The sequence below is a fragment of the Vibrio paucivorans genome (assembly GCF_054053395.1).
Genome location: NZ_CM133230.1, coordinates 2,843,696 through 2,855,846, shown reverse-complemented (window position 1 = coordinate 2,855,846; position 12,151 = coordinate 2,843,696). Strand labels below are relative to the sequence as shown.

Sequence of the window (12,151 nt, the reverse complement as noted above, 5' to 3'; positions counted from 1 at the left end):
TTGAAGTGATTAAAAAGCCTCCACATGCGATGTGGAGGCTTTTTTATTGTTTGATTTATTAATAACTGGGGTGAAAACACCAAATACTTGCTCTAAATAGAACGCCTACATTGATATTTAATTCTTTTTTGTCTGGCTTTTATTTCAATATGTGGTGTTATGTTGAGAGTAGGTAGCGGTTAATTTTGGTATTTAGCTGAAAGCTAGACGATCTGGAAATTTTGGATCTTTGTCGCATTAGACCGTATGGAAATAAAAGGTTACAGTTGTTTCGATTCCTTGTTCTTTGTTATGACAAAGACAGGACATAGCCGAAAGTGGATAAATTTCGAATTAGGCTACAAATAAGACCTAGACTATGTAAAACCAGCCCATTTGATACACCCAATCATCTCGGACACTGGTAAGGAGAAAAATATGGCAATGTTATCCGGCGCAGAGATGGTGGTTCAGTCTCTGATCGAAGAAGGCGTAGAACAGATTTTTGGTTACCCTGGTGGCTCTGTTCTTGATATCTATGACGCTCTTCATGCGAAAACCGATCAAATCAAACATGTACTTGTTCGCCACGAACAAGCTGCAACTCATATGGCAGATGGCTATACGCGCGCAACCGGTAAACCGGGTGTTGTGCTAGTGTGTTCTGGTCCTGGAGCAACCAATACGGTTACAGGCATAGCAACCGCTTATATGGACTCCATTCCAATGATCGTTATTTCAGGTAACGTACCGAACAACCTGATCGGTAACGATGCTTTCCAAGAGTGTGACATCGTGGGTGTTTCTCGCCCGATTGTTAAACACAGCTTCTTAGTGAAAAAAGCCGAAGACATTCCAGAGATCATGAAGAAAGCCTTCTATATCTCTACGACTGGACGTCCTGGCCCAGTGGTTATTGATCTACCAAAAGATGTAATGAATCCACAAATCAAGCTGCCATATGAATACCCTAAATCGATCAAAATGCGCTCTTACAACCCGACTATTTCGGGGCATAAGGGCCAGATCAAAAAGGCTTTGAAAGCGTTACTAGACGCGAAGAAGCCCGTTCTTTATGTGGGTGGTGGCGCGATTATTTCTGAAGCTGATGCTCATTTATTGAAGCTTGCAGAAACACTGAACCTACCTGTGGTTAGCACCCTTATGGGGCTAGGTGCCTTCCCTGGCACACACAAGAATTCATTAGGTATGTTAGGCATGCACGGCGTGTATGAAGCTAACATGGCTATGCACAATGCCGATCTGATATTCGGTATTGGTGTGCGTTTTGATGACCGTACGACTAACAACTTAGAAAAGTACTGTCCTGACGCAAAAATCATGCATATTGATATCGACCCATCTTCTATTTCTAAGAATGTTAAGGTTGATTTACCCATTGTTGGTTCGGCTGAAAAAGTACTGGAAAGCATGCTAAAAGTGCTGGAGGAACAGGGTGGAACTAATGATGCACAAGCACTTGATAGCTGGTGGAGCGAGATTAAAGTTTGGCAAGATCGTAACTGCCTTGCATACGATAAATCTTCAGAGCGTATTAAGCCTCAACAAGTTATTGAAACCCTGCATAAAGTCACTAATGGAGACGCATACGTAGCGTCTGACGTAGGTCAGCACCAGATGTTTGCAGCGCTTTATTACCCGTTTAATAAGCCGCGTCGCTGGATCAACTCGGGTGGCTTGGGCACGATGGGCTTCGGTTTGCCTGCGGGCATGGGTGTTAAATTCGCCAACCCAGATGAAGAAGTGGTAGTTGTAACAGGTGATGGCAGTATTCAGATGAATATCCAAGAGCTGTCCACAGCACTGCAATACAATATCCCGGTTAAAATCATCAACCTGAACAACCGTTTCTTAGGAATGGTGAAACAGTGGCAAGACATTGTTTATCAAGGTCGTCACTCAAACTCATACATGGACTCTGTTCCAGATTTCGCCGCGATTGCAGAAGCGTATGGCCATGTAGGCATGCGTATCTCGTCGCCAGACGAACTAGAATCTGGATTGCAAAAAGCACTCGAAATGAAAGATCGCTTAGTATTCGTCGACATCAGTGTGGATGACACCGAGCACGTATACCCAATGCAAATCAAAGGCGAGGGTATGGACAAAATGTGGCTAAGCAAAACGGAGAGAACCTAATATGAGACACATAATTTCACTATTAATGGAAAACCAACCTGGTGCTCTATCTCGTGTAGTTGGTCTGTTTTCTCAGCGCGGCTACAACATTGAGTCACTGAACGTGTCACCAACGGATGATGAAACACTTTCTCGCTTGAACGTGACGACCACGTCAGATGAAATGCAGCTTGAGCAGATCCAAAAACAGCTGCATAAGCTGATTGATGTGCTTAAAGTGCAAGAGGTATCTGAGCTTGAACACATTGAGCGTGAACTGCTCATGGTTAAGGTGAAAGCGAGTGGTTTTGCTCGTGCAGAAGTGAAGCGTACTGCGGACATTTTCCGAGGTCAGATTGTGGATGTTACGGCTTCTCAATACACCGTACAAATGGCGGGTACCAGTGAAAAGCTGGATGCTTTCATTCAGGCGCTATCTGAAGTCACTGACGTGATAGAGGTTGCGCGTAGTGGTGTGGTAGGTATCGCTCGTGGTGAGCGTGCGCTAAAAGCTTAAATAGTAGATAATAAAAAGGCCGCATTGTTATGCGGCCTTTTTGTGTTTTGTGTTTTGTGGTTCGCTAGATTAGTGAAGAATACGAGCGCGGATCGTGCCTTCGATTTTCTTCAGTTTCGCCAACGCCTCTTCAGAGCGAGCCGTTTCAACATCAATCACTACGTAACCCATGTCTGAAGATGTTTGTAGGTACTGACCTGCAATGTTAATCCCTTCTTCGGCAAAGATGGTGTTGATTTGCGTTAGGATACCTGGGCGGTTTTTGTGAATGTGGAGTAGACGAGAGCATTCACGGTGTTCTGGCAGTGATACTTCAGGGAAGTTCACACTTGATAGTGTTGAACCATTGTCAGAGTATTTCGCCAGCTTACCCGCTACTTCGACTCCGATGTTCTCTTGAGCTTCTTGTGTAGAACCACCTACGTGAGGAGTCAGGATAACGTTATCAAACTGCATTAATGGTGACTCAAACGGGTCCGCATTGGTTTTTGGCTCGACAGGGAACACGTCAATCGCCGCACCAGCAAGGTGGCCTGATTCTAAAGAAGCACAAAGTGCTGGAATATCGACGACTGTACCGCGTGCGGCATTGATGAAGATAGAGCCCGGCTTCATACGAGCAAACTCTTCTGCACCCATCATATTCTTAGTGCCAGCCGTTTCAGGTACGTGCAAAGAAATGACATCACACTTGTTTAGCAGGTCGCTCATCGTATGTACTTGAGTAGCGTTACCCAACGACAGCTTGTTTTCAATGTCATAGAAGTAAACACGCATACCTAAGTTTTCGGCAATAATACCCAGCTGCGTTCCGATGTGGCCGTAACCAATGATACCTAAGCGCTTACCACGGGCTTCATAAGAATTATCGGCACTCTTTTTCCAAATGCCTCGGTGCGCCAGTGCGTTTTTCTCTGGAATCCCGCGTAGCAGCAGAAGCACTTGGCCAAGTACTAGTTCAGCAACACTGCGTGTATTTGAGAATGGTGCGTTGAAAACTGGAATACCACGTTCTGCAGCTGCATTGAGATCTACTTGGTTGGTACCAATACAGAAACAACCGATAGCCACTAACTTTTCAGCGGCATCGATAACTTGCTGGGATAGGTTAGTGCGCGAACGAATACCGATAAAGTGAACATCTTTCACCGCTTCAAGTAGTTCTTCTTCTGGAAGAGAGCCCTTGTGGTATTCGATATTGGTATAACCAGCAGCCTGAAGAACTTCTACAGATGATGGATGTAGACCTTCAAGCAAGAGGATCTTAATTTTGTCTTTTTCCAGTGAAACTTTGGCCATTGTCTTCTTCCTTAAAGTGGGGAAATTTGGGCTTAACGGGCGCACATTAAGCAAAAGTAGGTAAAGCAAACGTTTTTGTAGGCATTATGTAGCACGCAAACGTTTTCCTTGTGCGTCTTCTGACCATTAAGTTAACAAAAAAAATACAGTTTGGGTAAGAAAATTACGGAATAAGGCATAATTTTTATAGACTAAAATGAAAAAACGGCGCCAATAGGCACCGTTTGTAATGAAACAACAAAAATGAAGGTCTTATTCTTCGATTTTTGCGCCTTCAGGCGTTCCTGTAATGACAACATCTGCGCCGCGATGAGCGAATAGACCAACAGTCACAACACCAGCGATAGCATTAATTTTGTCTTCCAGAGCTTTTGCATCTGTGATTTTCAAACTGTGAACATCAAGAATCACGTTGCCGTTGTCGGTAATAACACCTTCACGGTATACCGGATCTCCGCCTAGTTTCACCAGTTCGCGACCTACGTAAGAGCGCGCCATTGGAATGACTTCAACTGGCAGTGGGAATTCACCCAGTACGTCAACGGCTTTGCTACCATCAACGATACAAACAAACTTATCTGCAATCGCGGCAACGATCTTCTCACGAGTGAGCGCTGCACCACCGCCTTTGATCATGTCACGTGTCGGGTTGATTTCGTCTGCGCCATCTACGTAAACATCAAGGCCTGCGACTTCATTGCAGTCGAATACTTCGATTTCTAGTGCTTTTAAACGTTCTGTTGAGGCTTCTGAGCTTGATACCGCACCTTTGATCTCTTCTTTGATTGAACCTAAAGCGTCGATGAAGTGATTAACAGTAGAGCCTGTACCAACACCTACGATGCTGCCTTTTTCTACATACTTTAGCGCTGCCCAACCAGCGGCTTTTTTCATTTCATCTTGAGTCATGCCTATCTCCTGAGATGTGTGACGGTATTGGATTGAGTCTTACGGCTTGAATGCCGTGTAAGCGGCGTGATTATAGCTAGAATGCGTTAGGATTCCCATTGCCATATTTTGCTTGGCGTCACTATTTTAGGGAGTGGAACATCCCAAGATTCGGTAGGCAGTTGTTCAACGTGTTGGCAGTCGTGTGCTAAACCGAGAGGAACTGGGCCTAAGCCTGTTTTAAACCAGCTCTCAAGGGTTCGGTCGTAATAGCCTCCCCCCATCCCCAATCTGTGGCCTTGGGAATCGAATCCGACCAATGGCGTGCAGATTAAGTCGAGGCTGTTAACTGGAGCAATCAGCGTTTGATTTAGCTTAGGTTCAAGAATGCCGTATTTGTTATGTACCATGGGTGTGTCTGGCGTGTAATGCAGGAACAGTAAGTGCCCTTTGGAAAATGGATGCAGAACAGGGAGATAAACTGACTTGCCTTGCTGCCATAGCCATTCGATTAATGGATTGGTATCAATTTCACCATCCGCAGAAAGGTAGACTGCTATGCGCTGACAGTGTTCAATTTTTCGAATTGAAGAAAACTGTTGGACGAGTGTTTGCCCTGCTTGAACTTGCTGACGATCACTAAGCTGATTGCGTATGTGACGGATTTGCTTGCGAAAATCTTGTCTTGAGAGAGGCATCCCTTCACCTTATGTGTGAGTAACGACATGGTGAATAGAATAGCGTGATAGGTATCGAGAGGATACCCCAGAGTGCCGTTGAGGATTGTGGCCCTTGAACCAGCTGGTTCAAGGCGGATCAGCAATGATGACCGTAGGCTTCTCGATACGAGCCGAGCTTGCTCAATAGTTATCAAGTACTAACCCTTGGGTATTGCTTATCGGCTCAGGGACTTAAATCCTGCTGACGCACACTCCAGGGTAAATTTTGTCGTGAGTAAAGTTTATTGCTGTCCAGCGTTAACTTTACGCAGTGCATCTTCCAAAGATGCAGAGAGCTGCTCCATTCGCTCTGTTAGCAAGTCCTGTTGATCTTGCTCGGCTTGGTTTTTGGTTCGCAGTTCATAGCAAATGTTCAGTGCTGCAAACTTCAGTAACTGAACTTCGTTAGTGACCTTAGTACGCTCAGTCATCTCTTTCAGTCGATTATCAAGATCTTTTGCCGCTTCAATCAGTGACTCTTCTTGACCCGCAGGGCAATTGACTCGAGTCAGTTTACCTAAAATTTCAACGTCTACCGCTTGATTACTCATGATGGATGAACTCTTTTCGCGCTACTTAAGGGGCTGATAATAATACAACCACCGAGGGGGAAACTATAGGAAAAGCGCCTATAACATTCAAGCTTTTCCCACGGTGGTCATGTAAATGGCAGCTTAATAACACAGATATTGGGCAATTTGAGCAAAAGCTACCCACAATTGCTTCTCTGCCATTTTCGCTCAGTGGGTGAAGTGATACGATTGGAGAAATTTGAATTTATTGGGTTGCCCACATGAGTGAAAAAACACTTCCAGATTATCTTTCTTCCGCTTCAACATTACAGTCATCGGCACTGGCGGTAAATCCTGCTGAACTGCACGGACTGATTGCTGGTATGTTGAGTGGTGGCTTGAGCTTGAATGATGATAGCTGGCAACCTCTGATTTTCGACTACACCAATGAAGGTATGGGCTGGCCGGATAAGGCTCTTAAAGTGGCTCAGCAAATTTTGGATGTGACCAAATCTGAGTTAACCGGTAGCAGCATGGAACTGTCAGTACTGTTGCCTGATGAAGACGCAAGCGCGAGCTTATTTGATATGGCTGATGGTGTCGCAGATTGGGTCAATCACTTCATTTCTGGTTTAGGCTTAGTCGGAGCAAAAATGAATAAAGCCTCGGCTGATTGTAAAGAAGCGTTGGCTGACCTTGAAGAAATAGCCAAGCTAGGCATCGATGAAGATGATGACATGCAAGAGCAAGCTATTTTGCTTGAGCAAGTGGTTGAGCACGTGAAGGCTTGTGCTCTCACGATTCACGCTGAGTTTGGCGTAAAACCAAGTAAAGATGCAGAGCCATCACCGACTATTCACTAATCCGATAGGAGCTGGGCTGAATGAAGCAATATGACGTTGTAATTGCTGGCGGTGCGATGGCTGGTGCAACTCTGGCACTCGCCTTAAGCCGAATGAGTTCTGGAGCACTGTCGGTAGCGGTTGTAGAACCGTTCGAAACCGATCATCAATCTCATCCGGGGTTTGATTCTCGTTCTATTGCTTTGTCCTACGGAACCATTGAGGTTCTTAAACAGTTCAAGTTATGGTCAGAAATTCAACCAGTTGCTACAGCGATCGAACATATTCACGTGTCTGATCGCAGTCATGCTGGGATGACGGATATTCGGACCAATGACTTGTCTGTACCCGCACTAGGGTATGTAGTGGAGCTAGCCGACATTGGCCGCATTTACGCAGAACAGTTGCAGCAAGCGGATAATGTCACCTTTTACTGCCCAGATTCGGTGGCTGAAATTAACCAACAACTCGATACCACTCAGATCAAGCTCTCTAGTGGTGATGAGCTTCAAGCCAAGCTTCTGGTTGCCGCGGATGGTGCTGTGTCGACGTGTTGTCAGCAAATCGGCTTGGAGTTAAATGAGCATGATTTTGAGCAAGTCGCAGTGATTGCCAATATCGTGTCCAGTGAGCCACATGCAGGTCGTGCTTTTGAACGATTTACTCAGCATGGTCCAGTTGCGCTATTGCCGATGAGTGAAAACCGTTTGTCTTTGGTGTGGTGTTTACCGCCGGAAAGCGCTCAAACTGTCATGGAAATGGACGACGGCGCGTTTTTACACCAGTTGCAAGAAGAATTTGGCTGGCGTTTGGGTAAACTGGAAAAGGTAGGCTCACGCGCGAGTTACCCGCTATTGCTGCGTTATCGAGAACAAAATATCGCTCATCGTTTCGCTATCGTTGGCAATGCGGCGCAAACACTGCACCCTATAGCCGGGCAGGGCTTTAACTTGGGCATACGCGATGTAGCAAGTTTAGCGGAAGAGATAATGGCGCATTCGAACGATATCGGAAGTTATGCTTCGTTAATGTCTTATAAGAAAAGAAGGCAAGGTGATAGAAAAGCAATCATCGAGCTGACATCTAGCCTTGTTCATCTGTTTTCCAATGATTGGCTTGCGACTAGAATCGGTCGAAACTTAGGGCTATTTGCAATGGATAACCTCCCAGCCTTCAAGGCTCCATTACTGCGTCGAACTCTCGGCATTGTAGAACGCTAATTAGCAAAAGGTACAAAATAGAATGATGCAAAGTGTTGATATCGCAATTGTAGGCGGTGGAATGGTTGGCCTTGCACTGGCTGCTGCATTTAAAGATTCTGAATTGAGAATAGCAGTGATTGAAGGGCAACAACCTGATGATCAACTCAACGAATTACCCGATGTTCGTGTTTCTGCTCTGAGCCGCTCAAGCGAAAATATTCTCAAGAATCTAGGTGCTTGGGATGGCATTATGCAGCGACGTGCTTCGCCGTATTCTGCGATGGAAGTGTGGGAGCAAGACAGTTTCGCTCGTATCGAGTTTAGTGCTAATCAACTCGCTCAGCCTGATTTAGGCCATATTGTTGAACACCGAGTTATTCAGTTATCTCTACTCGAGCAAGTTACGCAGCAAAGCAATGTGACTCTGTTTATGCCAGCTAAGTGCGCCACGATGGCGATTGGTGAAAGTGAAGCCTGGTTAACGTTAGACAATGGCCAAGCGATTACTGCCAAGCTGGTAGTTGGCGCGGATGGGGCGAATTCTTGGGTGCGTAATCAGTTGGATATTCCTCTCACGCATTGGGATTATGGCCACAGTGCAGTGGTTGCAAATATTCGTACTGTTGAGCCACACCAAGCGGTTGCGAGGCAAACTTTTACTCCTCAAGGCCCATTGGCGTTTTTGCCAATGTCAGGCGACAACATGAGCTCTATCGTGTGGTCTACTGAACCTAGCCGCGCGGAGCGTTTAGTCGCGATGTCTCCGAACGAGTTCAATAAAGCACTCACTTCTGAGTTTGATAACCGCTTGGGCTTATGTGAAGTGGTTGGTGAACGTTTCGCATTCCCGTTGAAAATGCGCTACGCACGTGACTTTGCTGTAGAGCGTGTTGCTTTAGTCGGTGATGCTGCTCATACAATTCATCCTCTGGCAGGGCAAGGGGTGAACCTAGGCTTGCTTGATGCAGCCAGTTTGGCACAAGAAGTGTTAGCGTTATGGCATAAAGGCGAAGATTTCGGCAGTAAACGCAATTTACGTGATTATGAGCGCTGGCGAAAAGCAGAGGCGGCGAAAATGATCGCAGCAATGCAAGGATTTAAAGATTTGTTTGAAGGCAATAACCCAGCGAAGAAGCTCATCCGCGGGATTGGAATGAAGCTCGCGGGACAAATTCCAGGTGCCAAAGACGAGATAATGAAACGCGCGTTAGGGTTAAAAGGGCACTTACCAGAGTTAGCTGGTACAAGCTCTAAGGGCTGATAGAAACGGAAAGGGTTGGCAAGTGCCAACCCTTCTAATTTGTGCTTTATGCGAAGAGGTGTGAAGAATTTCGCCTTAGGCGTATGCACAACGAAGTTTCATGATCTCGTTGTTTACCTCTTTTACCGCTTGAAAATGCCTTTTTTCTGCGCGGTCTGGCAAGATGAGTTTGCCATTATCAAATTCAAATTTTCCAACTCCGTAGATGTAGATTCTTCCCTTAAATAAACGACTTACATGTTTAGCAATCATACCTGGTGTATAGCGCTTAAACAGTCTCATATATCTTTCCTTTTATTCTTCTAGCACTGCAGATTATAAAAAAGCCCCGATAATAATATTGTGATGAAGATAGGGGATTATGCAGATTCAACTGATAACCTTGGATATTTGTGCTGCTGTAAGCAGTTTTTTGGAATTATATCCAAGTTTATGTGACAACTTCCTCAAAGTTATCTTTCTATAGGAACCACGGGTGAACCATAGCTCGTGCATATTAAGCCGGAGCTATGTGACAGTTTTAAGAATAGTTGGAAATTTTTAGATTGTGCGAAATTGCGGTAAATTTTTTGCATAAAAAAAGCCCGCTTCTAGCGCGGGCGAATAGTCACAGATGCATTACACAAAAAGTGGATGTCCTGAAACAATCAGTGGATTCACTTTTTCGTTGGAGAAGGATCTCAGCAATACTGCTCGATTTGCATCAATTTTAACCAACGAAGATCAGCATACTGCAAAAAATGCTATGTGACTATTTATGTTTTAAATATGAATAATAATTTAACGAGTGCAATCGATTACCACGAGGCTGATCACATCAAAATGCAATAAATTGGAAAGTTTCATTCATCGCGACAGATTGACGCGAGGGTTGGTTGGCAAAGCCGAAGTAATGAGTCGGGAGCCAAAGCAATACCAGCCATGGGGTGACCGCTGCTGATAGTGACCAAGTTGTTATCAAGAAGTTGGGGATCTAAGACAATAGGCATCTCCGTTGCGAGCAATAGTGGCGCTACCGTCCCGACTTGATAACCAGTAATCTGAGGTACGTCTTCAAGGCTAACACAAGTCATTCTTCGGCTCGTTAATACCGAACGTACTTTCTTCGGATCAACCGCTTGATCGCCGGGCACGCACGCTAAGGCATACTGGCCGCCCATGTCTCGCAGCAAAATAGATTTGACCATCTGCTTGGCGTTTATCCCACGCGCGCTGGCCGTTTCTTCAATGGTGAGCGTTGGCTTTTCTTGGAGCAACAGCGTAAAAGGTACCTGCTGTTGCTCAAGATAGCGTGTAAGCTCGGTGGAGAAGGGGTTACTCATCGTCTAGCGTGTATGGCAGTGCTTCAAGTGACCACAGCTGATCCGGTTGTTCTGCCAATCGAAGCTGAGTATCTGAATCGAGATCTTTTGAAGCAACAAGAAGGCCAATCGCTTGATTATTGGAGAATTGGTAGCTTGCCAATAATTGACCTGCGCTACGCCAGTTCTCACCCACTGCACGCTCTAGTGATACAGGAGCATCCATGTTCAATGGCTCGCTGGTGGTACCTTTTACAATAAACATCGCGCGTTTGTTCATACCACGATACTTCGCCCTAGCTACGGTTTCCTGACCAGTGTAGCAACCTTTAGAGAAACTAATGCCTCCCAGCGCATCTAAGTTTACCGCTTGTGGTATGTGAGCGTTTTGCTGGTCCTTTTCGATGATTGGTAGTGCCGCTTCAATATCAAAACGTGTCCAGATTGCGGCGTCGGTATTGACTGCATCATGACTCTCTACGACTTTTTGCGCTGCTTCTTCTGTCAGAAGTAGCACCCAGCGTGAACTGTCGACTTTTATTGCGCTACCACCCTCTATTGCTCGAACGTTGCCGCGTGATTCTGATAAACCATCAACTAACGTTTGCGCCTGTTCACCAATAACGCCTAGGATGACATCGCTGCTTTGAGCAATATCGACTTTAGAGAATACGGCGTACTTACGAATTTCAGCCAGTTCAACTTCGATCGCTGAGTGCGGCTGAAGCATGGCATAGCCTTGGTTGTGATTGAACAACCTAAAAATACTCCAGACTTTTCCTTTGGCATCACAATGTGCACCCAGTGTTGACTCATCTTCGGTTAAGGTCACTACATCGCAAGTCACTTGTCCTTGTAAGTAAGACTTTTTGTCATCGCCTACTATTGTGATGGCTCCCCAAGTGGTTAGGTGAGACAAAATGAGTGGTGGAAGCGCTTCGTCAGAGGCTATAGAGAACGGAGTGAATGTGTTTTGCCAGTCCATGTATGAGTACCTAATCGCATTTGGTAAAGGGTTGTCGCTATGGTAATCCTGAATGCTCAACCACTTCAAGACGTAGTGAGCAAGTGAGCGATTATCTTTTTGTCGACCAAAGCACGGACTGAGATTTATCCGCTAGATGGTGAGTAGTGAGATTGTTACAATCTGACACGTTAGGATTCAATGTGAGGACGTGGAATGTACACCACAGAAGAGAAAGCTCGTATTAAGTGGGGATGCCGCCGCGGTATGCTCGAGCTAGACGTCGTTATCATGCCTTTTTTTGAAGAGTGCTTTGATGAACTAAATGACAACGAACAGCAGGATTTTGTTTCGTTGCTTGAATGCGATGACCCTGATCTGTTTACATGGATAATGGGCCACGGCCGAAGTGAAAACTTAGGTCATGCGTCAATGGTAGATAAGATTGTCGCTCACAACCTTAGCAAGGTGCGCTAACCTTAACCTAGCCCATTCTTCATACGCCCATTTTGCCAATACTGTTGTACT

The 12,151-nt window shown here is 45.4% G+C and carries 13 protein-coding genes and 1 other RNA gene; 6 read left to right on the top strand and 8 right to left on the bottom strand.

All coding sequences use genetic code 11. The features are described from left to right. Positions 1 to 417 precede the first annotated feature (417 nt). Both ACXABW_RS12925 and ilvN read left to right on the top strand, forming a co-directional pair. Entirely contained in the window at positions 418 to 2,139 is a 1,722-nt protein-coding gene (locus ACXABW_RS12925; RefSeq protein ID WP_252028297.1) for an acetolactate synthase 3 large subunit, read from the top strand. 1 nt (position 2,140) lies between these two features. After that, positions 2,141 to 2,635 (top strand): acetolactate synthase small subunit, encoded by a 495-nt coding sequence (gene ilvN / locus ACXABW_RS12920; RefSeq protein ID WP_252028295.1) that lies wholly within the window; start codon positions 2,141 to 2,143, stop codon positions 2,633 to 2,635. Positions 2,636 to 2,704: 69 nt separating this feature from the next. On the opposite strand, the gene serA is transcribed toward ilvN, so the two are convergent. From serA to zapA, 5 genes are all read right to left on the bottom strand, one after another. Next, on the bottom strand, positions 2,705 to 3,934 hold the full coding sequence (serA, locus tag ACXABW_RS12915) for a phosphoglycerate dehydrogenase (RefSeq protein ID WP_252028293.1): 1,230 nt from the start codon (positions 3,932 to 3,934) through the stop codon (positions 2,705 to 2,707). 252 nt (positions 3,935 to 4,186) lie between these two features. Further along, positions 4,187 to 4,843, bottom strand: a complete 657-nt coding sequence (gene rpiA / locus ACXABW_RS12910; protein ID WP_252028291.1) for a ribose-5-phosphate isomerase RpiA — start codon at positions 4,841 to 4,843, stop codon at positions 4,187 to 4,189. Between the two features lie 86 nt (positions 4,844 to 4,929). Next, complete coding sequence (locus tag ACXABW_RS12905) at positions 4,930 to 5,520, bottom strand: 5-formyltetrahydrofolate cyclo-ligase (RefSeq protein ID WP_457523030.1); 591 nt, start codon at positions 5,518 to 5,520, stop codon at positions 4,930 to 4,932. A 60-nt stretch (positions 5,521 to 5,580) separates the two neighbouring features. Further along, a non-coding RNA gene (gene ssrS, locus ACXABW_RS12900) (6S RNA) lies at positions 5,581 to 5,765 on the bottom strand. A gap of 18 nt (positions 5,766 to 5,783) precedes the next feature. Further along, positions 5,784 to 6,092: a cell division protein ZapA gene (gene zapA / locus ACXABW_RS12895; RefSeq protein ID WP_457523029.1), complete on the bottom strand. Its 309-nt coding sequence runs from the start codon at positions 6,090 to 6,092 to the stop codon at positions 5,784 to 5,786. Between the two features lie 242 nt (positions 6,093 to 6,334). Here zapA and ACXABW_RS12890 point away from each other — a divergent pair, with 242 nt between their 5' ends. From ACXABW_RS12890 to ACXABW_RS12880, 3 genes are read left to right on the top strand one after another with little or no spacing between them, the layout of a single operon-like run. Then, positions 6,335 to 6,916 (top strand): YecA/YgfB family protein, encoded by a 582-nt coding sequence (locus ACXABW_RS12890; protein ID WP_252028285.1) that lies wholly within the window; start codon positions 6,335 to 6,337, stop codon positions 6,914 to 6,916. Between the two features lie 20 nt (positions 6,917 to 6,936). Continuing rightward, the gene (ubiH, locus tag ACXABW_RS12885) at positions 6,937 to 8,115 is read left to right on the top strand and encodes a 2-octaprenyl-6-methoxyphenyl hydroxylase (RefSeq protein ID WP_457523028.1); all 1,179 of its coding nucleotides are present in this window, start codon (positions 6,937 to 6,939) and stop codon (positions 8,113 to 8,115) included. 22 nt (positions 8,116 to 8,137) lie between these two features. Further along, the gene (locus ACXABW_RS12880; RefSeq protein WP_457523026.1) at positions 8,138 to 9,358 is read left to right on the top strand and encodes an FAD-dependent 2-octaprenylphenol hydroxylase; all 1,221 of its coding nucleotides are present in this window, start codon (positions 8,138 to 8,140) and stop codon (positions 9,356 to 9,358) included. A 75-nt stretch (positions 9,359 to 9,433) separates the two neighbouring features. Here the strand turns inward: ACXABW_RS12880 and ACXABW_RS12875 are convergent, their stop codons facing one another. From ACXABW_RS12875 to ygfZ, 3 genes are all read right to left on the bottom strand, one after another. Next, positions 9,434 to 9,640: a DUF1107 domain-containing protein gene (locus ACXABW_RS12875; protein WP_252028279.1), complete on the bottom strand. Its 207-nt coding sequence runs from the start codon at positions 9,638 to 9,640 to the stop codon at positions 9,434 to 9,436. A 560-nt stretch (positions 9,641 to 10,200) separates the two neighbouring features. Then, positions 10,201 to 10,680, bottom strand: coding sequence for an aminoacyl-tRNA deacylase (locus ACXABW_RS12870; protein WP_457523024.1), 480 nt, complete (start codon positions 10,678 to 10,680; stop codon positions 10,201 to 10,203). After that, entirely contained in the window at positions 10,673 to 11,644 is a 972-nt protein-coding gene (gene ygfZ, locus ACXABW_RS12865) for a tRNA-modifying protein YgfZ (protein WP_252028275.1), read from the bottom strand. Before ygfZ ends, ACXABW_RS12870 begins: the two co-directional genes overlap by 8 nt. Positions 11,645 to 11,839: 195 nt before the next feature. Between ygfZ and ACXABW_RS12860 the strand changes: the two genes are divergently transcribed. Then, the gene (locus tag ACXABW_RS12860; RefSeq protein ID WP_252028273.1) at positions 11,840 to 12,100 is read left to right on the top strand and encodes an FAD assembly factor SdhE; all 261 of its coding nucleotides are present in this window, start codon (positions 11,840 to 11,842) and stop codon (positions 12,098 to 12,100) included. The last annotated feature ends 51 nt before the right edge of the window (positions 12,101 to 12,151 follow it).